This is a genomic window from Paenibacillus pabuli NBRC 13638, assembly GCF_001514495.1.
GTDB classification, from domain to species: Bacteria; Bacillota; Bacilli; order Paenibacillales; family Paenibacillaceae; genus Paenibacillus; species Paenibacillus pabuli.
Genome location: NZ_BCNM01000006.1, coordinates 124,487 through 149,085, shown reverse-complemented (window position 1 = coordinate 149,085; position 24,599 = coordinate 124,487). Strand labels below are relative to the sequence as shown.

Genomic DNA, 24,599 nt, shown 5'->3' with positions numbered 1-24,599 from the left:
TACAGGGCTGCAGGAGGAATGTCTATCTTTATTTTTATCTATATAAAATGTACTCGGTTGCACCGTTCAAACGTTAAGATTTGCCGCCATCTTTCGGTGTATCCTCCACCATCTTGAACATGCCGAGCAATCCTTGCAATTGTTCTGCCATACTGTTCAGATGTGCCGAAGACGAAGCAATCTCTTCCACCGATGCCAGCTGTTCCTGCGAGGATGCCGAGACGGATTCCGTATTCGCAGCAGATTCCTGGGTTACGATGGAAATATCGTTCATCGCTTTGGCAACATGGGAAGCACCACTCTCCAGCTGCTTCGTGGTTTCGGACAATTCATCCAGCGTATGAACCGCCTCTTCCACAGCCTCTCGAATCTGGGCAAAGGATTGTCCGGACGTGTTCACGGCCTGAAGCCCATCTCCCATCCGAGTCTGAGCTGCATTCATAGCGTTCAGGGCAGCATCCATATCCTGACGGATATTATGAACCAGCTCACCAATTTGCGCTGCCGAGGTACCTGATTCTTCTGCAAGCTTGCGCACCTCTCCTGCTACAACAGCGAATCCGCGGCCAGCATCACCCGCTCTTGCCGCTTCAATAGAAGCATTCAGGGCAAGCAGGTTGGTCTGTTTCGAGATGGTGGCAATTACATCGACCATGCTGCCGATCTCGACGGACCGGGCATTCAGGGTCTGAATCACGGTCGCCAATGTTTCCACCGTTTCCTGAATGCTGTTCATCTGTTCCACAGCTTGGCCTGCAGCCTCATTTCCGGAGTAAGCCGCTCCTGAAGTGTGCCGCATGTTCTCTGTAATGGATTGCACACGTTCGGACATCAAGCGAACATCTTCTGCCATACGACTCATCATTCCCGATCCATCCGTTACACTCTTCACTTGCTGCTCGGCACCTTCGGCAAGTTCCTGAATCGCCATTGTAGAGTGTTCAATCGCTTTGGTTGTTTGATCTGCACTGGCTGACAATTCCTGTGAAGAGGCAGATACCTGCTCCGTCGTTTCCTGTACACCCAGAATCATCATGCGCAAATTATCGACCATTCGTTCAAAGTACTTCGCCAGATCGCCAACTTCATCTTTGCGCCCGGTTTCCATTTTCACGGTCAGATCACCTTTGCTTACTGCTCTGGCAGATTCCTGCAGACGTTTGATTGGACGAAGCATGGAACGTGTAAACCAGATAATGAACAACAACGTTAGAAAAGTAGCCGCCACAATTACCATTAAGGTAGCCACCCGGATCTCTTTGCTGGCGTTGGATACTTCGCTCTTTAACAACGTGCCGCCAATTTTCCAGCCTGTCGCTTCATTGGTTGAATATATCATCGTTTTGGCTTCTTCATTATAGATATAATCGAATTTGCCTTCGTTACTTTCGTACATTGGATCCAGTGTTGTCGTCTCTTCTTGTGTACCTGCTTCCACAACGGGCGATACGACATAGTTTTTGTCCGCGTCCAAAATAACGACATACCCTTCTTTGCCTACCTTAATGGACGCCTGCTCACGCAGCTCAGTCAGATTCAGGGACAAACCCACAACACCCGATTGATCCTCAAGCGTTTTGGACACAAATACTACCGCAATGCCATCCGTATTCTTTGACACAGGTGAAACTGCTGGAGTACCCGGTTTCTCCATTGCAAGCTTGTACCATTCCCGTTCCCTGGGGTCATAATCCGATCCTTGCGCATTTCCCGCAGACTCCTTATCCTTACCACGTATCATGACACCCTCATTCGTCCCCACAAAAATATTCAAAGCATCCGGATGCAGTCCAAGATACTGTTTGAGTTTCGTCTCCAGCTCCGGGCTGTCCCCTTGACTATTAATCATGACCTGCTCAATCACACCGGCAAAGTAGTTAATATCATGGATCTTTGCATCCACATGCGTCTCAATAATGGAATTTGTTGTGTCCACACTCTGTTTGGCACTATCCATCAGCTGGTCTTCCACTTTATGATCGGCGATAAGCAGTGTAACGATTCCTATGGTCAGACTTGGTATCAGTAGAACGGCCAGAAAAGACACCAACAGTTTATTTCTTATGTTCCAGACAAAACCTTTTTTCTTTTTATTCTTCTTTTTCGGTTTATTATCTTTTGGTTTGACTGGCTTGGTTGCTGCCTTCTCTTGCTCTTTTTCCCGAATTTCACTCATTGCACTTCTCCCCCTCCAAATAAATCTGCCCTTTTTCTTTTTATGTAGAACCTTCCTGCTTCTGAATAATCAGGTGTCATATCGACGTCCATGTAATCTGAAGGTCTACCTTATATATCGGCTGAAAGAACGTATTTATTTGAGTGACAAAATAATACAACATGTCAAACAAACCACTCCCATAGTGCAAAGTGGCTTGTCTGTTCAATCATGTGAACGGCATGTCAGGCAGAGGTTTTTCGATAGGGTCCTTGTGGCGGATATGCCGCCGGTTTTCCAAAGTAATACCCTTGAGCCAGGTCGATCCCTACAGAACGGCAGAATTCAAACTCCTCGATTCGTTCGATCCCTTCCGCAAGCACTCGCCCGCCAAATCGGCGTGACATCTCAACAATATCGATAATTTGCTGTTGTTTGGTCAAATCATGATCACAACGATCAATGAGACTCCGATCTATTTTGACAAAATCCGGTTCCAACTTGTTCATGACTTCAATGGTCGAAAATCCGGCACCCACATCATCCAAGGCAACCGACATTCCATGAGAACGATATACCTCAAAGATATGCTGCAAGATGGACATATGCTGAATCTGTTCCGTTTCCACCACTTCAAATACGAAATCCTTAGGATCTAGCGAAAGACGTTCAATCGTCTCAAATGTGTGATTCAGGCAATATTTGGGGTTATAAATGGAGGAGGGCAGGAAATTTACGAACCGTTTGACACCATGTGGTAATAGAACGGCACTCGTCTCAATGGCAGCCATACGTGCTGTCCGATCCAGAAAAGAATGCAATCCGGTATCCCGTGCAACTTCAAATAATTCATATGCACTGAAAGGTCTGCCCTGTTCAGCAGGACGAAGTAAAAATTCGAATCCAATAATCTGCTCCGACGCATCTACGATCGGCTGCATATGACTGCTGAATTGATGTTCCACAATAACGGAAACCAGATCCGCATGCTTAAAACGAGAATTCTGCATGGAGAGACTAATCCAGCTATCATCAGCTGCCTGACCATACAGTGGAGTGACCTGAACCATTAGCGTATCTGGCAGGGTTGCTTCAATCTTGAGAATGTCTTCAATACAATGTTGTACAGATTCAAGATTCGAAAAATGCATCCAGATGAGTTCATCCGAATGTTCGACATGCCTTCCCTGCATTTGCAGTGCTTTCAGCAAAGCGGGGGAGATGGGACGCATATACAGGGTACCTTGATCCTCTATAGGATGAATTGGACTGCAGCCACTGCAATTCATGTAGAACCCCCTTGCCAGTTTGTGATTCTATCTCATTAATGTTTACTGGTATATACCCAAAGTTTGTAAATATTATAGCATGGGTCTTGAAATTTATCTTTACTGTTTTGGTGACTTCAACGATGACGGTTACTGATAGATTAACGTATCCGCATAGCATGAAGAAGACCGACAGTCTGATGACTGTCGGTCTTCATTTACCGCTAATGGATCTTAAGAAGCGGGAATTACGATTTTCTGTCCAACTTTGAGATTGTGCACATTTGTAATTTTGTTTGCGGAAACCAGCTTGCGCCAGTCCACACCGTATTTCAAGCCGATACGGTAGAGGTTATCTCCTTTTTTCACCACATAGACCACTTTGCCGCCTGCTGGTTTCTCAGGTTGTGGCTTGGTTGTAGGTTTAGTAGGTGTCGGGTCCGGTTTAGTAGGCGTTGGGTCCGGCTTCGTAGGTGTTAGAGCAGGCTCCGTACCTGTTTCTGGTGTCGTGGTAGCTTCTCCTGTCAATTTCAAGCCATACTCAGCAAAACCATCATCGTTCGTACCGATGAAGGACATTGCCGGGTTCGCTTCAACCAGCGCTTTGGCATCCGGGGAAGACGCGAACACCACTTCAAGATCGTTAATTGCTGCTGCCGTCACACCTGCGGAAGGCTTGATCGGCGCAAGTGACCAGTTGCCGTCTGCTGTCGGGTTAATCGTTTTGTTCTCACGGATGTAATCAATGATCACTTGACGGTTCTCATCCGGTGCAGCCAAGACGATACGTTTACCGTCCGGGTTGGCCAACTTGGACGAAGAAGCACGATAGTTATTTGTTGCCACGATGAATTTTTGTGCTGGATCAACCGGTTTACCATTAAAACTCAGGTTTTTAATCCGGTTAGCTGATGCATTTACAATCGTTGCTTTGCCATCGTATTTCGCTGGTTGAGTTACATCAATTTGGTACGTAACACCATCGATAACGTCGAAGTTATACGTTGGGAAGTCCATATTGACGAGCTGTTGTTGTCCACCTTTTGCCGGGTCGATCTGGTTGAATTGGCCTGCAGACCATTCCAGCCACTCTTTCAGCTCAGCGCCGTTAACCATAACAGCATGTACCGTATTTGGATACACGTACAGGTCAGCTACGTTTTTGATGGCAATTGTGCCTTTAGGGATATTTGTGTAATACGAAGCACCCGAACGTCCACCTGCTTTGAACGGAGCTCCAGCAGACAATACAGGAATACCTTCATATTCTGTTCCTTGCATCTGTTTTTCAACATACCATTTCTGTGCATTCGTTACGATCTGAATGGATGGGTCATCCTGAACCAGTGCAAAGAAGCTGTTGATTGGAGCTGTCGTTTCACCAACTGGACCACGTACATACTTAAGCGTACCTTCATGCTCGTCATGAACAGCATCAACGATCTCTTTATCCGCATCTACCAGCGCCTTTTTGTTGGCTGTATCATAGATTGGGCGTGCCTCCACTTTGGAGTCAGCCACTTTCCATTTGCCGTCTACCAGTTCCAGATCCAGATCGATAATTCCAAGGTGGTCACCCCAGAAGCCTGGTTCAACGGAAGGAACACCATTGATTGTACCTTTTTCAAGGTCTACACCTTTTTTACCGGCAAAATCAGCGCTCGGGAACACTTTGTGGGCATGTCCGAACAGAATGGCATTAATGCCTTCAACCTGGCTCAGATACAATACCGAGTTTTCCATCAGATCCGTTTGTGGAATATCTTCAAACCCGGAGTGAGGAATAGCTACAATAATGTCGGCACCTTCAGCCTTCATTTGTGGAATGAATTTTTTCGCAGTAGCGATAATGTCTTTGGCAATGACTTTGCCTTCCAGATTAGCGCTGTCCCACTGCATTACTTGTGGCGGTACAAATCCGATGACACCCACCTTGATGGTGTGCTCTTTGCCGCTCTCGTCGGTAACTTTTTTGTCCAAAATTTTATACGGGGTAAAATAGTTCTTGTCATTCGTCTCATCGGCATCGCCGTCATCTACATATACGTTGGCATTAATGTAAGGGAAGTTCGCACCTTCCAGCGTCATGTCGAGGAAATCCAAACCATAGTTAAACTCATGGTTACCAATGTTTCCTGCATCATAATCAAGCAGGTTCATCGCTTTATATACAGGGTGAGTCTCACCCTTTTTGAGTGGGTCAATCTTCGCTACATAATCCCCGAGCGGGTTACCCTGGATCAGGTCACCGTTGTCGAACAGCAGGCTGTTCTTGGCTTCATCACGGGCTTTTTTGATCAGCGTAGCCGTCTTCGCCAGACCATACTGGTCTGTCTCTTTGTCGGAATAGTAGTCATAGTTAATCAAGTTGTCGTGAATATCCGTTGTTTCCATGATCCGCAATTTAACCTTGGTAGCGTCCGCAGCCGATACAGGCACCGGAAATACCGCAAGCACGTTTAATGCAACCAAAGCGGCAGTCAGGCTCGATAATACTTTTTTACTCTTTCTCAAAATAACCCCTCCCGGTTATGTACATTGAATCATGCATTAATGAGCAAACGAATAAGCGCAGAAATAAAGGTAGATTTCATGGGTTGTGTGTACCGGCTCTCTGATTATACCTATCAAAATTCCAGGTTAGTTTATCTCACATGAACATCTATTCATATCTGTGCGTATCGTTTACATTCCAAATCATAACGCAATGTTCAACCATTGAAAAGCATTATTTTTTACTTTATCCGCACATACTCGCTTGAGTTTACGTTAACATGCGTGATTTCGACAAATTTTGCATGTTTTTGGATGAGAATAGTTTACTTGTGCTGTTAAAAACGTATATTACATATACCTTACATATATATCCATATTAGATTAATTCAAGTCGAAAAACCGTGAAGCCTTCTGGCATCCACGGTTTAATATGTTTTTTCCGAATCGTCGGCACTGCCATCCAATGCGGAAATGATTGTCATAATTTAGGATTACTGTTCCCACACATGATGCTCGTGATCTTTGCCAGTGTATTCAATGCGACTTGGTGTAATGTCCAGAATGACATAATTGGGATCGTTTGGACCGTCAAACCATGCTTTCAGTTCATCATTCCATACCTGCTCCCGCAGTCCTTCATTTTTTGTCACTTCGCATGTGCCTTCAATCTCAACCACTTCCTTGGAGCCACCCGCCTCATAACCAAGCAAAAGGCTGACGTGCGGATTATTCTCCAACTCCTCAACCTTATGTGTACGGCGATTCGTTGCCAGATGAATGTTCATTCCATCGTTGAACAGCGCCATATAGCGGGATTTCGGTTTACCATTCTCCACCGTGGAGAAACTGCAAAACGGGTTGTTTTCCAATGCTTTTACAATATTTTGTTCCAATTCAGTCTGGTTCATGGAAATGCTCCTTTCGGTTTGGGGGATATTTGAAGAACCTTGTGGGCAGCCGTTACGGGTTACGGATCGTTCTTCCGATCGCTGTTATCCCCAGATTTTTTTGAAATCCTATTTCATAGGATAAAATCCGGGGATAAAGGCGCACGCTACGCTTCTTCAGAATCGATTCCGTCCCCTTCACTACTTCCACTGTTCTTCAACATTAGGGTAGATAAGCTAAAATCTCAAAGAGAAGCATACTTGATTGCCTATCTCTGATGTCTTTGCTTATATCACGGTTGTTGTATATAAGCTTGTACTTATAGTGTACCCACCTCAACTATGGTGAATCCATGAACCCGTTCGTAGACGTGACCATTTTGGAAAAATTGTTAAAATGTTTACATAAGGGATAACTCTCTGATTTGGATTGATTTTAATTCAAATCTCCAAGGTAAATGCGTGAAGAACCCTTATTTTGCAATAACTCACCAATTGTTTTTGGATATAGACGTACCTGAGACAGCTCTTCAAGAGGAATCCATTCTACCGCTACCTGATGATCGTCTGGATTGGAGCCTTCAAAGATCGCAGCCCTCGGATCCATCAATCTGCACTCAAAATAAAATTCAACCTGATGGACATCCGCATCCCACTCGGCAAATTCGTGGTTACTGCCAATATACTCCCGGATATGCAGCAGTTCTCCCACCTTCACCGCTTGGCCGATCTCCTCCAGACATTCACGAGCAACCGCATCCTTGAGCTCTTCGCCCTTCTCCTGTCCTCCGCCGGGGAAAACATAAGCGTCGCCATATTGATCCTCCAGCCGGATCACCAGCAAACGTTCATCCTGTATAATGACGGCTTTCGCCGAATTACGTATCGGTTTCATGCTTCACCTTCACTCCTTGCCCATTATTATGGTTCGCCCTCAGATCCTTATAAACAGAAGTACTCATCCAGCAACTCCAATTGCAGACAGGGTGACTCCCTCAGACTCAAGCAACGAGCGGATTTCTTGAGCAAACGCAAGAGCCTGCGCTCCGTCACCGTGGATACAGATCGTCTCAGCCTTTATGGGGACAAGCGTACCTTTTGTGGACACCACGATCCCCTCTTTCACCATCCGCAGCACTTGAGCAAGAGCTTGTCCCGTCTGCTCAATGACGGCTCCCGGCTGATTACGCGGTGTTAGCGTCCCATCAACGCCATAAGTTCGATCCGCAAAAACTTCACTAACACTGCGCAGTCCAATGCGATCCGCTGCCTGTATCAGCGCACTTCCGGCAAGGCCATAGAGGTACAGTTCCGGTTGCACTTTATAGATGGCCTCGGCGATTCCCTCAGCGAGCTGATCGTCCTCAGCAGCCATATTATACAAGGCTCCGTGAGGCTTCACATGATGCATGTGCCCCCCGCATGAACGAACAAAGGCATCCAGCGCGCCAATCTGATATACCACCATGTCATAGGCTTCCCTTGGCGTAATGTCCATACGTCTTCTGCCAAAGCCCTGCAAATCCGGCAGACCGGGATGGGCGCCGATAGCGACCTGATGTTCCATCGCTTGCTGCACCGTTTGTCGCATCGTTGCCGGGTCACCCGCATGGAATCCACAAGCGATGTTGGCTGAAGTGATCAGCGGCAGAATCGCCTCATCCGACTCCATCCGGTACACTCCGTAACTTTCGCCAAGGTCACAATTGATATCCACCTTGTTCATTAATGGTCCCCCATTCCTGCCAATCTCCTGCGAACGAACTGATCGGTTAGCCGCCACTCCCACTCCTGCTCTAGGAATAGTTGCTGTGCTTCTTCATATGTAATCCGTTCAAAACCAACTCTTGCCCCCGGCCTAGCCTGTGCCAGTATCGGTAAATCTACCCGGGCCACCTGTGCGATCACAGGATAACCCCCAATGGTCTGATGATCGGCCATCAATATGATGGGCTGACCATCCGCTGGCACTTGAACCGTGCCATAAGTGACCGCTTCAGATAACCGCTCCATTGGCTGACTGAGTTCCAGCTTCGTACCCTTCAGTCGATACCCCATCCGATCCGATTGAGGAGAGATCACATATTGCTCCTTATAGAATCGTTCCATGCTATCTTCATCAAATGCTGCGCTGTCTTTGCCCGGCATGACACGAACCACAGGTTCAGCATGGTAGACGGGCCATTCCCTGCTAGACAAATACCAGGCAGGTGCATGCATTCGCCGATTGTTTTTCTCAGCGTGCAGGCTCAATCCATGCAAAGCAGCTTGCGCTTCATGAGAAGACTCCCCCGCCGACAACCTGTCTCCCACCTTCAAGGCGCGTCCTTCAACCCCACCAAAACCTGTCTTAAGATCCGTACTTCGACTGCCCATGATCTCAGGTACTGCGATTCCACCAGCAATCGCCATATAGGACCGCAAACCGGAACGACATCGTCCAAATCTCAGCACACTTCCTGCAATCAACAAGACCGGTCGCCATAGTGGAACTGGGTGGCCATCCACAGCAGCCGACAGATCGCCACCACATAAAGAAATCAGCTGATTTCCATGGAAGCGAAGCTCCGGTCCCATCATCGTCATCTCAAGCACAGCCGCATCATGGGAATTCCCAACTAATGCATTGGCAGCTCGAGCTGCAAAGGTATCCATAACCCCGCCCGGATGTACTCCATATCGGCGGAATCCCATTCTCCCTTGATCCTGAATGGTGGATAACAGACCAGGGCGAATGACTTCAATACTCATCGTTCGCCCTCCTTTTGTTCCAGATACTCCTGAAGTGATATCGATGCAAAACGAACCCGATCACCTGCTGCCAGCAGGCTTGGCGGATTTTCCGTCGGACGAAATAGTGCCAGCGGCGTGCGTCCAATACATTGCCAACCGCCGGGAGTTGTCACCGGGTAAACTCCCGTTTGTTTGCCGCCAATGCCCACCGTCCCCCCTTCGACCGAAAGCCGCGGTGTGGCTCTCCTGGGCGTAGCAATCCTCTCCGATAATCCGCCGAGATACGGAAAACCCGGTGCAAATCCGATCATGTGAACCAGGTAATCGCCGGATGTGTGAATAGCTATAACCTCATCTGGTGTAAGCCCATGTTCAGTAGCGACATATTCCAGATCGGGACCCAATTCACCACCATAACATACGGGAATAATGATCGTTCTGGGTAGGTCAAGCGTCGCTTCTACCATCTTGTTCAGCTCATGAAGCAGCATCCTGCATATCTCATGGTACGGGGAAATCAATGGATCATAGAACAGCGTGACCGATGCAAACGAAGGCAGCCACTCCATGATACCTGACAGTTGGCTCTTTTCCAGCAAAGCACATACCGACATGACCCTCCGGTGCACTGCTTCGGATATCGTTTCCCCACAACGGATCATAACCCCTGCTTCGCCCAGAGGAGACAGCATTTCTTCAGTCCATAAATACGGCATTTCAGTCATGCTATCACTTCCTTGTCCACAAGTTTATAATCTCTTGATCATTTTTTCTCGAGAGCCTTTAAAATAAGTGAGCGAACAGCGGGAAAAGGCTCGGCGTCTTCGATCCGTATGGCAAGATAGAGCGTCTGCAGAAAGACGCGCACATTCAGGCTCATCTGGCTGATCTCCAGAAGAGATCTCCCCTCCGTCTTATTGGTCGGATTCAGAGAATCGATCCAAGACGCAATATCGTTTTGCTCCAGCAGATTGCGACGAAGGATGGTGACCACTGCATGAGCCATCCGCTGATCCTCATCATGGATGTAGACTACACCGGATTCGGTAATTTTCACAGTGAGCGCCTTCAAAAGCTCCCGCAAGGCTGCCCGCTCCATATAAGGCGACTGTGCCAGGTCTTCAACCGCATCTGCCGCGTGTGCCGGAGCGTGCGCCCAGCCCTTATCATCGGCATAGCCGCGAACATCTTTTTCACGCTCCAGATACGTAGTCAACCGGTGATGAATAACATCTATATCTTCCTTTTTCAGAAAAGGCCGCTGACGATCCACACTCAGAATTGGAGGCAGGAGCAGCACAGAGAAGGTTCGGGTAAATACACTGTCCGTCCCTTGTTCTCCGATTTCATGAAAAAGGTGCTGATCATCCAGCGCCATCTGTAGCAGCTGACCAAGCTGTTCTTCCGTAAATACATCCTGTCCGATCCAGGTCGCAAACGTAACATAGATCAGTTCATCCCGCAGAACCGGGTCTGGACTGCCAATATGCTGCATCATATGCAGAGCTAATTCGTAAGGGTGCTCCACTTCGTGGGTGGATAGATTAGCCGATTGAATATGCTGCAATTTCTTTTTTAAAGCCAAAGCATTCATTTATCACAACTCCTTGGAGGAGCCCAAATGAACGCTGCAATTGTATAACTCGCATTGCCAGGACTCCGCTTCCTTAGTGATCCGGGTGATCGACGTGTTGGACAGCTTTGCACTCACATCAAGTTCAGGCACCAGACCTCGCAGTGTATTCCGGAGAATAGCGCCATGGCTGACAACGATCACTCTTCCATTGGGATGCTGCCGTACAATATCTTCTATCGCGGCACTGCCCCGAATCGTACCTGCAACCGCAAGCTCCCGGCCCAAATCGAGATCACTCCAATTCGTCCCCCATTGAGCTACACGTTCAGCTTCGGTCGTACCTTCCACCTGCCCACCGCCCATTTCACGCAGCCTCGGGTCCAGACGAATCTCCTGAATTCCCAAACGGTTGCCAATAATGCGGGCCGTCTCACTTGCACGCTCCAGGTCACTTGCATAGATGGCATCCCACGTTTCTTCACTCAGTCTCGCAGCAAGCAATAGCGCCTGTTCTCTTCCTTCCTGATCCAGCGGATTATCCGTCTGCCCCTGGGAACGTTTTTCCTTATTCCACGCCGTGCTTCCATGGCGAATCAATGCGATCTGTGTCATTGCTGCTCCTCACCTTTACCTTTTTCTATGCGTAATTCATCATCTGTAAAATGTTTTCGGGCCTTCGGCTTGGCAAATTTGCCGCCATTATATTGATCCGAACCGTTTCTAGGAATGGAAAGACTGTTCCATGAGGTTTCTTTGAGCATTTTGGCTGCATAGATAATCTGCCCCACATGATAGGGATAATGTGCTAATTGCCGAATAACAGCCTCCATGACCGTATGTCCTTCATTGCGAATGTATATGATATGAGACAGCTGCTCCGGTGTAAAAGAACGAATGGCTCCAAGCAGACAGTTCCAGCCTTCCTCCCATTTGGCGAGCAGCTCTTCCCGGGTCGAGATATCATTCACGAATTCCGCATCACGTTCACGCCATGGCTTTTCTCCATCGGTTGTCAGCACATCCATCCAACGGGACAGCATATTGCCCCATAGATGCTTCACAATAACCGCAATGCTGTTTGCATCTTCATTCCAGGATTGAAACAGCTGCTCGGATTCCAATTGCTCCATGGCTTTCTCCCCAAGCTGCTTGTAATACAAAAATTGCTTCTCGGCTGTATCCAGAAATACCTGATTCATATCCATACGTTCACAACCCTTCACAAAATGTCTTTATTCAGGAAAAGAAAACGTCCCGTCCTCATTCGGTTCAAAGGGAAATGACTTTCCGAACAGCATCCAGATTAAGCTCACCATAAATATGTGGGAATAATTCATTCAACTCATAGAGATCCTCGTACACCAACTCAGGCTTCAAAGCCTTCTCATCAATACCAATCAATAATAAATCCGTACGTCCCTGATAGTATTGGGCTGCTACCCATGGAATCTGTTCTTTGGTGGAGCAATGAATGAAACCATCCGTCTCCAGGCTATCCGGTGCATACACGCTCTGCTTGGATACCTGCTCCCATACCGCTTGGGAAATAATACTGTAGATCATCGTTCCGCCTCCTTCAAATTCTTCTATGTATCCTGCACGTCATTGGGAGTATTATAGATCATCCCGGATACGGGAGTACAATTTCTGATCTGTAAACACACCTTTGATCTTCAGTTGTTTGCGCAGTAACCCTTCATGTGACATGCCCAGCTTCTCCATCACTCGAGCGGAGCCGATATTGCCTGCATTACATTTCCCCTCCAGCCGATTGCAGTCCAATTCCCGGAAGCAATAATCCACAATAGGCTGCATCGCTTCTGCTGCTAGACCTTTGCCCCAGCAACTGCTAGCAATCGCGTACCCCAGTTCAGCACTTTGCATGGATTCATTGAGATGAAAAATGCCACCTCGGCCAATCAGCTTCCCCGTTTCCTTCAGAATAAAGGCCCATATATAGACACTTTTATTCTCATAATTGTCTAACACTCTTTGAATATATTGAACGGAGTCGTCCAACGTCTCATGGCAGTTCCACAAACTTTGCTGACTTACGCTCGGATCGGAAGCAAACCTAAAATAATCGTCCACATCCTCCTGCGTAAGTCGTCTCAGTATCAACCGTTCTGTCTCAAACTCGGGTGATTTCGCAAAAAGCTTCTCAATATTCACGTAAGCCACTCCCCATCATCAAGCCTTCTTATTTCTTAAGAAATAACGATCAATCGTATACACACACAGAATGCCGACAGCATACCTCAGCAAATCCATCACCAGAAATCCATGCCCCAAAATAAGCGCACCCAGCATCGTGGAACGCACGTCGTTCAGCCAAGAGGTCTGAATCATTTGCGAACATTCGATGGCCCAGCTAAAAATCAGGCTCACGATCAGCGCCAACTCTTTGCTGCGCTTAATCCAAACCATACGCATCCCAAAATAGATCATTCCTGCCCACAAGGCATCCCCGAAATGCTCATGCACAAAGTACGGTAAAAGTTCACCAAAGTGTCTGGACGCCAGTCCTGCTGCCATGGTTAGGATAACTGCAATGAAATAAATCAGCCTGCCTTTGATAAATAAGGTTAACACAGGATTAAATGCCTTCATCAAGCACTTGTAAAATAAATTCCGTTTTGGCAGCGGTATACGCTTCTCTGTCGTCCTTATTTTCATCGGCAAGTTTAGCTTTCAAGGCCGCATAAGCCTCTACGAGATCCGGGCGCTGTCTCAGCACATCCCGAAACTGGACTTGGCGATTCCAACGTTCCTCGCCTGGGCGCATCAGATGAAGATGTACAGCCCTCTTGCCATCTTTCACTCTGACCCAGAATCGTCTATATTCCCGACCGTCCAGTTCAGGTGGAACGTAGTTCCATTCTATCGGATTCAGATGTTCAGCAATTATATGCATGTGATCCCACGACTGCACTTCTCCCATCAGATCAATAATGGGCTTGGCCGGCAATCCCGGGATGGACGTGCTCCCGATATGTTCAAATCTATGAATATTGAGGTGCTGTAACGAGTCTCTGAGCTGCTGGATTTCTTCCAGAGCCTGTGAGCTCCATTCAGGATTGTGCTCCACAATCTCTACCGATTCTGTCGCCCACGCTGGCCAATTCTCCGGTTGCAGGTGATCTGTCATTCAGATGTTCCCTCCTTTTCAGGACTGAATTTCATTCGAAATTCTTCCAAGTACTTCGAATAGGCTGATTTCTTCATAGCCTCAACCGTGGAATTCATCCCCAATGTCAGTATCGAAAATAGGGTGAAAAGAAGATACTTCAAGTAAGCCAAACCATTGAAATTGTTATCTGAGCTTGTAATTGAAGAATTCAGCTTCATCACATCCAATACCGTTTTTGTTTAATTTAAGCATCTGGTTCCAATAACCCGAAATTTTTTATACCTAAAAGGGGCGTATGTCTACGCCCCATCTGTTTCTGTTCATGATGTTGAAATTAACTCAATGGATAAGCTTCATTCAATGAAAGTTTATTTTACCGTTACCGGGATGCTCACTTTTTTGTTGCCCCACTTGGCAGTAATCGAAGTTTTACCTTTACCTACAGCCACAATCTTGCCACCTGTTACTGTAGCCACACTTGGCTTGGTGCTGCTCCACACCGCACTGTCCGTTACAATCGTGGTCTTGCCTGTATCATACTGGGCCATCACACTCAGTGTTGTACTTCCCTGTGGCGATAAGATAAGTTTCTTCTGACCTGTAATCAGCTTTTTGAGCAACGGGACGACGGTAACCTCTGCCTTTATTGTCTGATTTTGATAAGTTCCTGTCAAGGTGGCTTGTCCTTCGGTCAGCGTTTTGACCGTCCCGTTTTTCACTGTAGCTACATTATTATTGGAAGAGATCCAAGTTACCTGTTTCGAAAGGTTGATCGTTTTGCCATTCGCGTAGGTCCCGATGACCTTCAACGCCTTCGATTTCTTAATATTCAGCTGCATGACAGCAGGGGTTACTTCAACTTTGGTAATCTCATCGGTGATCGCCACGGGAACTTTAACAGTCACTGAGCCATACTTGCCTTGTAAAAGCACTCGGCCCGGCGTAATTCCTTTAATTTTGCCACTCTCCAGCACTGCCGAAGCACTCGATACCGACCATACGATCTCAGACGTGACGTCTTCTTCCTTACCGTTCGCACGTTTGATGCTTACTTTAGGGAGAGCACTTTCACTGCCTTTAACAAAATTATAGGATTTCGGTGAAGCTGTAATGCTTTTAATTTTATCTTGAACCTGCACCGATAACTGGGCCTTCGCACCATTAACCTGGGCATATACCGTTGCTTCACCAGCCGCAATAGCTTTGATTTTGCCTTTGGTAATGGTTACTACAGCCGCGTTACTTGTGGACCATGTGACTCCTTCCGTGACATCCTGCTTGTTATCGAATCCTTCAATAACCGCCATGACTTGAAGCTTAGCTGTTTCGGATACACTCATCTTCTGTGGGCTGCTATTGGTTATTTCGATAGATGTCACGTCACCTGTGGCCGCCAATGCAAAAGAAGGAGCCAATACTGCAAGTACCATAATTAGAGCAAACATTCCTCGAAGTCCTATTTTCATTCGCTTCATCTTCATCTTCATCTCCATCTCCTGTAATCCATAATTTTACTTCTATTATATTATATCGGAAACGTATTGTATAAAAGTGAATATTATCGGAGCAGAATTTCAACAAGAGGAACATTCGACATTTATATATATATGACTTCGCCTAACGCCTAATCGACGGAAATAACGTCTCTATGATTCGTTACATCTCCGTCCAGTGAAAAAGGGAGCGAATAGCGTGTACATGATTCGTTAGAACCCAATAACCCTAAAGGGATGTCCCGTAAGTCATACGCATGACTTCTGGAACATCCCTTATTTGCTTTCTATTTTAGCTAACCACTTTTCTTTTCCTATTCATGCCGCTCTGGCAAAATTAAATATTCAGCACCGCCCATATAGGGCTGAAGTGCCGCCGGAATGCGAATGCTTCCATCGGACTGCTGATGGTTCTCCAGCAATGGAATCAGAATACGTGGCGAAGCCACCGCCGTATTGTTGAGCGTATGGCAGTATGCAAGCTTTCCTTCGGCATCACGACAACGGATGTTCGAACGGCGAGCCTGGAAATCATGCAGATTCGACGACGAATGTGTTTCCCCATACGCACCGCGGCTTGGCATCCATGTCTCGATATCATACTGTTTGTACGTTTTTTGCGACATATCCCCTGTGCACACAGCCACCACACGGTAAGGCAGTTCCAGCAATTGCAGCAGCTCCTCGGCGTGTCCCGTGATCTCTTGCAGCATACGTTCTGACTCTTCCGCAGCAGGAGCACAAATAATCACCTGTTCCACCTTGGCGAACTGATGCACGCGGTACAATCCCCGCACATCCCGCCCGCCTGATCCGACCTCACTGCGGAAACACGTCGATGCCGCAGCCAGCTTGATCGGCTCCTTTACATCCACAATCTCGTCCGCATAATACGAAACCAGCGGTACCTCCGATGTACCCACGAGCCACTTGTTCTCGCCTTCCAATTCATAGACCTGATCCCGTCCGGTTGGGAAGAACCCTGTGTTCAAAAGCGTATTCTCCCTCACCATCAAGGGAACCTCCATCGGGGTAAATCCATGCTTCAGCAGCAGATCAAGCGCAAGTTGCTGGACGGCCCGATGCAGGAGCAATCCCGCTCCCTTCAGCACATAGCTTCGTGTTCCGCCGATTTTCACCCCGCGCGGGATATCGATCAGATCATGCAGCTCACCCAGCTCAACATGATCCCTGGCCGCATAATCAAACATCGGTGTCTCCCCCACACGCCGCAGCTCCACATTATCCTCGTCCGATGCACCCATTGGCGTATCCGGCGATACAACATTAGGTACCAGCCATTGCAGCCTTGTCACTTCCTCTTGCACAATCGCAAGTTTGGCTTCAATCTGCTCCAGCTGCTCATTCAGTTGTCTCACCTGAGCCCGCAAACCTTCCGCCTGTTCGCGATCCCCGGATTGCATCAGTCTGCCGATATTCGCCGATAAGGTGTTCCGTTCCCTGCGCCTTTCTTCGGTTTCCTGCAAAAGCATTCTCCGTTCATCATCCCGTTCCAATAACTCACGGATATTCACATCGATTCGTTTTCCGTCTGCCGCAGCTTGCACCTCTTGTGCATGCTCCCGAATCCACTTCATTTCCAACATGGTCACCGTCTCCTTTGGCTGTAAAAATACAAAGAGCGCCCTCATCCCTTGGGACGAGGAGCGCTCTGCTCGCGGTGCCACCCAACTTGCTGAACCAGATATTCTGGTTCAGCCTCTTGGTCCGCGATAACGGGCGGTTCCGGTTAACTTGGGGAAATCATCGCTCCCCTGGCGAAAACGCCTCCGAGTTGGATGCTCTTCAACGGCATGGTCCGATCTGTAATTGTTGTGTTTCAGTATATACGAACTTTCGCCAGAATTGCAAGTCCGCGTGCACAACTTGACCTGTGCTGTTATGATAGAATTTGTTTGTTTTCAGGAAAGCCCTGAATCAGCTTGTACATATTTCATTTTATACATCATTTCAGAAGGAGTCCTTCATGAAAAAATTGCTTTGGATTGGCTGCTTGTCCTATTTCCTCATCGGACTTGCCCACGTCGTTCTCGGCTCCATCCTGCCTGTTGCCCTTGAACATTATGGCAAGGATTACAGTCAAGGAGGAACGCTTATTTTCGCCCAATTTGCCGGGTTCCTGGGGGGTGTACTGTTATCTCCGTGGTTGAATAGACGCTTTGGCAAACGAGGCGGTCTGTTAATTGCCGCGGCCTTGCTCTGCATTGCAGAGTTATCCTACATGCTGCTGCCACCTTGGGGCTGGATGTTCGTCATTGCTCCTGCAGCCGGATTCGGGTTCGGAATGATTGAGGCTGTCATCGGTACAATCATCATTGCTGCCATTAAAGATAATACCGCGGTTGCCATGAGCCGACTCGAAGTGTTATTCGGTATCGGGGCCATGGTCATGCCGCTCATTGCCAGCGGTCTGATCTCGGCCGGATATTGGCGGCTGTCGTTCCTCGTTGTTGCTGTCTGTGCAGCGATGACCTTCATTTTCTGGGCCAAAAGTTCATTCGGTGAGCTGGACAGCGAGCTGAGTCGACGCAGCTCAGACGACACTTCAGTACACGCTCATGCTGCATCATCACCAAATGGTGCAAAACCTTCAGACATTGAGCCGTCTCGTTCAACCTATCGCGGGCGCAATTTGGCTCTTCTGTCCTTATTTGTTCTGTTTTTCTTTCTCTACGTCGGCACCGAAATGAGCCTTGCCAACTTCATGCCCGCCATTCTGATTGAGAAAATGAACATGAAGGAAGCGGGAGCCACGCTTAGCGTTACCTGCTTCTGGATTGCGATGTCCGTTGGGCGACTCTTCGCCGGATATATTGCAGAGAAGTTTCAATATCGCGTCTACGTTCTATACAGCTGCCTCGCGGCCGTTCTGTTATTGATGATCTTTCCGTTCACCAACCAGATCTGGTCGGCTTTTCTAATCATTCTGTTATTGGGACTTGCACTGTCTGGCGTGTTCTCCATCGCCCTCGTCTTCGCCAGTAAAATGCTCCCAGGAACAGAAGAGTCCACGCCCAGCATCCTGATTGCATCCGGTGGAGTGGGCGGAGCCATTCTGCCTCTGGTGACAGGCTGGAGTCTCGACCACCTGGAGGTAAATCAGTCTGCATGGATGCTTGCCATTTTTGCAGTCGGGCTGCTGGTAATCAGTGTGGTTACTTATCAATGGCAGCGCAGATATACTGTAAGCTCAGCATCGTAACATCTACAGAACAGAAGATAAATTAAATTCAATGAATCATAGCTGTAAAAAGATTGGCTTCGTAGCATTCGCTACGAAGCCTTTTTGATTTAAAAATGAACAATTACTTCTTTATCTCAGGGCAATGGACGATTACCCAGGAAATACTTTCAGGTGCTCCAGATCGGAATTAACGTTATTAGGTTGAAGGAATCACACTTCCTTTACCCTTGATGAACCTACCGAATACATATCGCACAAGTGGTCCCAGAATAATAAGTTGGTAAGGAAGCGCCAGGCTAAAATTTCGAGCGATCGTATGAAGATACGTGCTCCATACAGAAGCACTGCTTGGCTGATGGGCAAGAGATGCCGAGATCATTCCGTATATGGACATCATCAGAACCATCCCCGTACACATCATCAATCCGAAAATAATATGTTCTTTCTTTGTTGTTGGCAATTCTCTCATCCTTTCTGTTTACTTTGACAAGTATAAAGATCAGAGATCCCCCTACATAAGTGAACATTCTGTGAACTCCATAACCATTGGAAAGTCTCTCTTCATAGTCTTCCTCTTGCGGATAATGGAACATTCCCATTTGACAACCCTAGTGTGCAGCCCTATGATATCCCTTAAAATGGTAGAACTATTAATTGAATACAAGGAGGATTTTTCATCATGAGTTTTCAAAAGCGTATTGACCACATCGGCATTGCCGTTCGTGATCTGGAGACCACACTGCGATTCTACACGGAGATTGTGGGTCTTGAATTGAAGGACCGGGTGACTCATACCAATGGAGTCATCCAACTGGCATTTCTCGGCTTCAATGGAAGCGACGAGACCGAGATTGAGTTGATTCAGGGGTACAGCGACAAGCTGCCTTCTGAAGGAACAGTGCACCATTTTGCCATCCATGTCGATGATCTTGATTCCGAGTACAAACGTATTCAGGCAACCGAAGCCGAGTTTATTGACGGAGAGATGGTTACACTGCCTAACGGATATCGTTATTTCTTCATCTATGGACCCGAGAAGGAATGGATTGAGTTCTTCCAACGCTAAGAATTGGAGCTGATTTATGAACATTTTAATAACCGGCGCAGCCGGAAAAATTGGACGTGACTTGTCCCAACACTTGTCAGAAGCCTTTCACCTGCGACTAACGGATTTGAATACGGACAGACTGCATACGTATCAAGAGGCAGGCCATGAGATTATGACCCTTGATGTGACAGATCCCGAAGCCTGTCAGCACGCTTGCGAAGGCATGGATGTGGTTGTACATCTGGCGGGTGATCCCTCCCCGCATGCAGGGTTCTATGAATCGTTGCTGGACATCAATATCAAAGGTACATTTAATATATTCCGTGCAGCTAAGGACCAAGGTGTGCGAAGACTCGTTCTGGCAAGCAGTGCACAGACGATTGAGGGGTATCCTATTGATGCTCAAGTCTATCCGGACATGCCGACACGCCCACGGAATTTGTACGGGGTTAGCAAATGTTTTGGTGAATCGCTCGCTTCCTATTTTGCTTATGCCGAAGGTCTACAAAGTATTGCGATACGTATTGGTGCATACGATGATTTTCAACCGGATGGACCTGTGCTGGAGGCACGGGATATGAGTGCGTATATTAGTCCGGCTGACATGTGTGATTTGATGTTCAAAGCAATTACAGCTGCAGATCTGGAGCCCTTCACCATACTGCATGGAATCTCGAATAATCGGTTTAAACGATTGAATCTGGAAGCGACTCAAAAACAGGTAGGCTATGACCCGAAATCCGATGCTTTTGCACTCAGTCAGATTTCCTTATATGATTCGCCACGATAAATGCTAAATATTACACATCAAGTGCGGTCGTTATACACATATATAATGGCCTCTTTGATTACTGCCTCCATCCCCCTATCCAGTTCCTGACTGGACATGCATAGGCCTCTGTCCTATAATTACAACTATTATTGCCCTTAACTTCATAGTTTCCCAGGGGAGTCGGAAATGGCCGGCTGAGAGTGTATCCCACCAAGATACTGACCCTTAGACCTGATCTGGATCATGCCAGCGTAGGAATCGGAGTATATCGAATTGGCCCAGCCTCTTTGCTGGAGTGCCACACCTCTAACGCCTGCACGCGTCCCGGATTACCGGGGCGCTTTTTTAATGTTCTTTTATATAGCCAGAGAGCTAAAAAAAGTGACGTCATCCGGATCATAGCTGGTATAAATCTGTCGATTTATGCAAGAAGCTTGGATATGAAGCCAAGGAGTACCCCGCGCCACTGGCCGGACAACATGAAGGAGAGAAATGAAGATGAGATGGCGTAAAATGATGGGTCTGCTGCTCTTGTGCGTACTGCTGGTAACTGTGGCCGCATGTGGTAGCAGCAAAGAAGCTGCACGAGAGAACAGCAGCACTAACACCGAAAACAGCAGTGAGGGTGACAACGCAGCCCTCAAGGACATTAAAGTGGTGCTGGACTGGACACCAAATACGAATCATACCGGCCTGTATGCGGCCGTAGATCAAGGTTTTTACAAAGCCGAAGGCTTAAATGTCGAGATTGTACAGCCAGGTGCCGGAGGTGCGGATACGATGGTTGCTTCGAACGAAGTACCCTTTGGCGTAAGCTACCAGGAAAGTGTGACCCAGGCCCGCACACAAGGCGTACCGCTCGTGTCCATCGCTGCAGTCATTCAGCATAACACGTCCGGATTTGCCGCTCCCGTAGATCGGAACATCAAGTCTCCCAAAGATTTTGAAGGCAAAACTTATGGTGGCTGGGGCTCCCCGGTGGAAGAAGCTGTGATGCAGTCCATTATGGAAGGCGAAGGCGCTGATGTATCCAAAGTAAAAAATATTAATATGGGCGATGCAGACTTCTTCACCGCTGTGAAACGTGATATCGACTTCGCCTGGATTTTCTACGCGTGGACGGGCATTGAAGCCGAACTTCGGGGCGAACCGATCGACATGCTGTATGTGAAGGATTATTCCGAAGCACTGGATTACTACACACCTGTACTCGTAACGAATGAACAGACGATTCAGAACGATCCCGAGCTGGTTAAAGCGTTTTTGAAAGCTACTTCCGAAGGATATCAATATGCGATCGAACATCCAGAAGATGCTGCCAACATTCTGATCAAGGCCGTACCGGATCTGGATAAGGATCTTGTGCTCGCGAGCCAGAAGTGGCTGAGTCCGAAATATCAGGATGATGCTCCGCGCTGGGGTGAGCAGAAGCAGGAAGTATGGCAGAACTACACCGATTGGATGTTTAGCAAAAAACTGCTTGATAAGCAGGTTGATGTATCCAAAGCGTATACAAACGAATTTCTACCCCAATAAAAGTTGTTTAAGTTTAACTTTTTTTACACCAGAACGAAGAGTGCAGAACCCATCTGAAGAAGCGAAGCGCTCACCTTTATCCCCGGATTTCCTCCGTTAAAATTCATTAAAGAAATCCGGGGATAACAGTGATCGGAAGAGGGTACTGCAATCGGAGTGGTAAAGTGTAAAGCTGGTTCAACTCATGCAACTTAACCCGAAAGGAAACGTGATCTTTCATGGCAAGCACACTACTTAGCATTCAAGTCATTCCCAAAACGCCAAATGGCGAAAATTCCTATCCTTACGTTGATCGTGCCATTGAAGTCATTCAGCAGTCCGGCCTGAAATATCAGGTTAACCCACTCGACACCACGATGGAGGGAGAACTGGAGGAGCTGCTGGAGGTTGTACGCAAAATGCATGAAGTTCTGGTGGAAGCCGGCAGCCCCAGCATCATTTCGCAGATCAAGATCGCCCATAGTCCGAATGGCCTTAGCATGGACACCCTGACGGAGAAATATCGCTAATGCATGCGTATTGGAAAAGCGTATGGCCGCCCTTAGTGGCGGTTATTCTCTTTATAGCGGTATGGCAGGGAGCCGTCTCCCTGTTCCATATTGAGAAATGGATGCTGCCTGCGCCTTCGGATATCGCTCATGAAGCATCGTCTCAGGCTGGGAGACTTGGCATGCACGCCTGGGCGACCATTCAGCTGACGTTGATCGGATTTGCAGCAGGAACGCTCGTGGGATTACTGATTGCGATGGTACTGCATCTGATTCCATTTCTGAAATCCGCTCTCTATCCCTTACTTATTCTTAGCCAAAATATTCCGACCATCGCGCTGGCGCCGCTCTTGCTGATCTGGTTCGGATTTGGGCTGCTGCCCAAACTGATTACCATCATCCTGGTCTGCTTCTTCCCGGTGGCTGTAGCTGCCATGGACGGATTGACCCGCACCGATGCAGCGATGATGAACTATATGCGCATGGCTGGCGCGAAACGGCGTCAGATTTTCTGGAAGCTCGAACTGCCACATGCGCTGCCTTCGGTGTTCTCGGGGATCAAAATTGCCGCTACGTACAGCGTCATGGGTGCGATTATCGCCGAATGGATCGGTGCAGACAAAGGCATTGGATACTATATGATGCTGCAAAAGTCCGCCTATCGGACAGATCGTCTATTTGTAGCAATCATGATTATTGTGGCACTGAGTCTGCTGCTCTTCCTGCTCATTGCGCTGATGGAGAAGCTGCTCGTACGCTGGCGGCCACAAAAGCGATAACTTTGATATAAGCCCCACATAAAGGTTAGGAAGTGATAACGAGATGACACCCGAACACAACGAGCGGTCAGCTACTCCGCCGGATGGGGCTGTACCCACTCCAACGAGTGGCAGAGGTCCTGAACATGGAGCCATGGCTATAAAAGAAAACAACTCACCTCCCGCGCTGGAGGTGTTGGATATACATGCCTCGTTCCGCGAGCGACGCAGTACATTGCCCGTTCTGGATGGTTTGTCCCTGACCGTAGAACAAGGAGAATTCGTAGCTATCGTCGGTCCTTCCGGCTGCGGCAAAAGCACCCTGTTTCACATCATCGGCGGCCTGTTGAGGCCACAGAAAGGCCAGATCCTGATGAACGGTCAGGATGTCACCGGACAGCGCGGCAAGATTAGCTATATGCCGCAGCAGCCTGCCCTCTTCCCTTGGCGCACCATTGAAGACAATGTACTGCTTGCAGGCGAAGTATCCGCAAATGCTCCATCCCGGACGGAGGCGCTCGCAGAAGCCCGCAAGTGGCTGGGCAGTGTGGGCCTGACCGGGTTCGAACAAGCCTATCCGCATATGTTATCGGGCGGCATGCAGCAGCGGGTTGCCTTTCTGCGCGCTCTGCTCAGTCCTCAGGAGCTGATGCTGCTGGACGAGCCTTTCAGTGCGCTGGATGCACTGACGCGCAGTGACATGCAGCGCTGGCTGCTCGATATCTGGGAACAGAACCGCCGCTCGGTACTGTTCATCACGCATAATATCGAGGAAGCATTATTGCTTGCTGACCGGATCTATGTGCTATCCAATCGGCCTGCGACTGTACTACACGAGGTCAATGTTCCCTTTGATCGTCCGCGTCGTGAAGCGATTACGGATGAATCGGCTTTTCTTGCGCGTAAACGGCAGATTTCCCAGTGGATGAGAGAAGAACAACAGAAAACCCGCCTATCCAAATAGTGCGGGTTCTTAAGTTATTATTTTCCTAAAATTGGTGATCCAACACAGACCACACTGCGTATCATTGGTAAAAGACAAAAAGGAGGGGTC

The 24,599-nt window shown here is 47.9% G+C and carries 25 protein-coding genes and 1 riboswitch; of the genes, 7 read left to right on the top strand and 18 right to left on the bottom strand.

Going from position 1 to position 24,599, the window contains the following annotated elements:
• Positions 1 to 73 precede the first annotated feature (73 nt).
• From PPA03S_RS10610 to serS, 17 genes are all read right to left on the bottom strand, one after another.
• Positions 74 to 2,176 (bottom strand): methyl-accepting chemotaxis protein, encoded by a 2,103-nt coding sequence (locus PPA03S_RS10610; RefSeq protein ID WP_062322550.1) that lies wholly within the window; start codon positions 2,174 to 2,176, stop codon positions 74 to 76.
• A gap of 224 nt (positions 2,177 to 2,400) precedes the next feature.
• A complete protein-coding gene (locus PPA03S_RS10605) occupies positions 2,401 to 3,444 on the bottom strand; it encodes an EAL domain-containing protein (protein ID WP_062322548.1) in 1,044 nt (347 codons plus the stop codon).
• A gap of 213 nt (positions 3,445 to 3,657) precedes the next feature.
• Entirely contained in the window at positions 3,658 to 5,937 is a 2,280-nt protein-coding gene (locus PPA03S_RS10600) for a bifunctional 2',3'-cyclic-nucleotide 2'-phosphodiesterase/3'-nucleotidase (RefSeq protein WP_062322546.1), read from the bottom strand.
• Between the two features lie 473 nt (positions 5,938 to 6,410).
• Positions 6,411 to 6,827 carry a pyridoxamine 5'-phosphate oxidase family protein gene (locus tag PPA03S_RS10595; RefSeq protein WP_062322544.1) on the bottom strand — a complete coding sequence of 139 codons (417 nt, stop codon included), beginning with the start codon at positions 6,825 to 6,827 and terminating at the stop codon, positions 6,411 to 6,413.
• A gap of 415 nt (positions 6,828 to 7,242) precedes the next feature.
• Positions 7,243 to 7,701 (bottom strand): NUDIX domain-containing protein, encoded by a 459-nt coding sequence (locus PPA03S_RS10590; RefSeq protein WP_062322542.1) that lies wholly within the window; start codon positions 7,699 to 7,701, stop codon positions 7,243 to 7,245.
• Between the two features lie 63 nt (positions 7,702 to 7,764).
• Positions 7,765 to 8,532: a LamB/YcsF family protein gene (locus PPA03S_RS10585; RefSeq protein ID WP_062322541.1), complete on the bottom strand. Its 768-nt coding sequence runs from the start codon at positions 8,530 to 8,532 to the stop codon at positions 7,765 to 7,767.
• Positions 8,532 to 9,557, bottom strand: a complete 1,026-nt coding sequence (locus PPA03S_RS10580; protein WP_062322539.1) for a 5-oxoprolinase subunit C family protein — start codon at positions 9,555 to 9,557, stop codon at positions 8,532 to 8,534. The genes PPA03S_RS10585 and PPA03S_RS10580 overlap by 1 nt, the downstream gene beginning before the upstream one ends.
• Positions 9,554 to 10,264, bottom strand: coding sequence for a 5-oxoprolinase subunit PxpB (gene pxpB, locus PPA03S_RS10575; RefSeq protein WP_082704088.1), 711 nt, complete (start codon positions 10,262 to 10,264; stop codon positions 9,554 to 9,556). Before pxpB ends, PPA03S_RS10580 begins: the two co-directional genes overlap by 4 nt.
• Before the next feature lie 38 nt (positions 10,265 to 10,302).
• Positions 10,303 to 11,133 (bottom strand): DUF2785 domain-containing protein, encoded by an 831-nt coding sequence (locus PPA03S_RS10570; RefSeq protein WP_062322537.1) that lies wholly within the window; start codon positions 11,131 to 11,133, stop codon positions 10,303 to 10,305.
• A 3-nt stretch (positions 11,134 to 11,136) separates the two neighbouring features.
• Positions 11,137 to 11,727, bottom strand: coding sequence for a histidine phosphatase family protein (locus tag PPA03S_RS10565; protein ID WP_062322535.1), 591 nt, complete (start codon positions 11,725 to 11,727; stop codon positions 11,137 to 11,139).
• The gene (locus tag PPA03S_RS10560; RefSeq protein ID WP_326099999.1) at positions 11,724 to 12,314 is read right to left on the bottom strand and encodes a DUF1572 family protein; all 591 of its coding nucleotides are present in this window, start codon (positions 12,312 to 12,314) and stop codon (positions 11,724 to 11,726) included. Before PPA03S_RS10560 ends, PPA03S_RS10565 begins: the two co-directional genes overlap by 4 nt.
• Before the next feature lie 70 nt (positions 12,315 to 12,384).
• A complete protein-coding gene (locus tag PPA03S_RS10555) occupies positions 12,385 to 12,678 on the bottom strand; it encodes a DUF952 domain-containing protein (RefSeq protein WP_245683571.1) in 294 nt (97 codons plus the stop codon).
• A gap of 51 nt (positions 12,679 to 12,729) precedes the next feature.
• Positions 12,730 to 13,287, bottom strand: a complete 558-nt coding sequence (locus PPA03S_RS10550; RefSeq protein ID WP_062322531.1) for a GNAT family N-acetyltransferase — start codon at positions 13,285 to 13,287, stop codon at positions 12,730 to 12,732.
• A gap of 18 nt (positions 13,288 to 13,305) precedes the next feature.
• Entirely contained in the window at positions 13,306 to 13,725 is a 420-nt protein-coding gene (locus tag PPA03S_RS10545) for a ribosomal maturation YjgA family protein (RefSeq protein WP_062322529.1), read from the bottom strand.
• Positions 13,712 to 14,263 carry a GrpB family protein gene (locus PPA03S_RS10540; RefSeq protein ID WP_062322527.1) on the bottom strand — a complete coding sequence of 184 codons (552 nt, stop codon included), beginning with the start codon at positions 14,261 to 14,263 and terminating at the stop codon, positions 13,712 to 13,714. Before PPA03S_RS10540 ends, PPA03S_RS10545 begins: the two co-directional genes overlap by 14 nt.
• 350 nt (positions 14,264 to 14,613) lie before the next feature.
• Complete coding sequence (locus PPA03S_RS10530) at positions 14,614 to 15,732, bottom strand: Ig-like domain-containing protein (RefSeq protein ID WP_245683570.1); 1,119 nt, start codon at positions 15,730 to 15,732, stop codon at positions 14,614 to 14,616.
• Between the two features lie 320 nt (positions 15,733 to 16,052).
• Complete coding sequence (gene serS, locus PPA03S_RS10525; RefSeq protein WP_062322522.1) at positions 16,053 to 17,345, bottom strand: serine--tRNA ligase; 1,293 nt, start codon at positions 17,343 to 17,345, stop codon at positions 16,053 to 16,055.
• 380 nt (positions 17,346 to 17,725) lie between these two features.
• Here serS and PPA03S_RS10520 point away from each other — a divergent pair, with 380 nt between their 5' ends.
• Entirely contained in the window at positions 17,726 to 18,961 is a 1,236-nt protein-coding gene (locus PPA03S_RS10520; RefSeq protein WP_062322520.1) for an MFS transporter, read from the top strand.
• 178 nt (positions 18,962 to 19,139) lie between these two features.
• Here the strand turns inward: PPA03S_RS10520 and PPA03S_RS32785 are convergent, their stop codons facing one another.
• Complete coding sequence (locus PPA03S_RS32785) at positions 19,140 to 19,403, bottom strand: DUF2798 domain-containing protein (protein WP_174532123.1); 264 nt, start codon at positions 19,401 to 19,403, stop codon at positions 19,140 to 19,142.
• A gap of 219 nt (positions 19,404 to 19,622) precedes the next feature.
• Here PPA03S_RS32785 and PPA03S_RS10510 point away from each other — a divergent pair, with 219 nt between their 5' ends.
• From PPA03S_RS10510 to PPA03S_RS10485, 6 genes are all read left to right on the top strand, one after another.
• Positions 19,623 to 20,009: a VOC family protein gene (locus PPA03S_RS10510; RefSeq protein WP_062322518.1), complete on the top strand. Its 387-nt coding sequence runs from the start codon at positions 19,623 to 19,625 to the stop codon at positions 20,007 to 20,009.
• A gap of 16 nt (positions 20,010 to 20,025) precedes the next feature.
• Positions 20,026 to 20,781 (top strand): NAD-dependent epimerase/dehydratase family protein, encoded by a 756-nt coding sequence (locus tag PPA03S_RS10505; protein WP_062322516.1) that lies wholly within the window; start codon positions 20,026 to 20,028, stop codon positions 20,779 to 20,781.
• A gap of 145 nt (positions 20,782 to 20,926) precedes the next feature.
• Positions 20,927 to 21,039: riboswitch (TPP riboswitch) on the top strand.
• Positions 21,040 to 21,261: 222 nt separating this feature from the next.
• Entirely contained in the window at positions 21,262 to 22,299 is a 1,038-nt protein-coding gene (locus PPA03S_RS10500; RefSeq protein ID WP_157284063.1) for an ABC transporter substrate-binding protein, read from the top strand.
• Between the two features lie 218 nt (positions 22,300 to 22,517).
• Positions 22,518 to 22,808 carry an MTH1187 family thiamine-binding protein gene (locus PPA03S_RS10495; protein WP_062322512.1) on the top strand — a complete coding sequence of 97 codons (291 nt, stop codon included), beginning with the start codon at positions 22,518 to 22,520 and terminating at the stop codon, positions 22,806 to 22,808.
• Positions 22,808 to 23,566: an ABC transporter permease gene (locus tag PPA03S_RS10490; RefSeq protein WP_062322510.1), complete on the top strand. Its 759-nt coding sequence runs from the start codon at positions 22,808 to 22,810 to the stop codon at positions 23,564 to 23,566. The genes PPA03S_RS10495 and PPA03S_RS10490 overlap by 1 nt, the downstream gene beginning before the upstream one ends.
• 133 nt (positions 23,567 to 23,699) lie before the next feature.
• Positions 23,700 to 24,509: an ABC transporter ATP-binding protein gene (locus tag PPA03S_RS10485; protein WP_062322785.1), complete on the top strand. Its 810-nt coding sequence runs from the start codon at positions 23,700 to 23,702 to the stop codon at positions 24,507 to 24,509.
• The last annotated feature ends 90 nt before the right edge of the window (positions 24,510 to 24,599 follow it).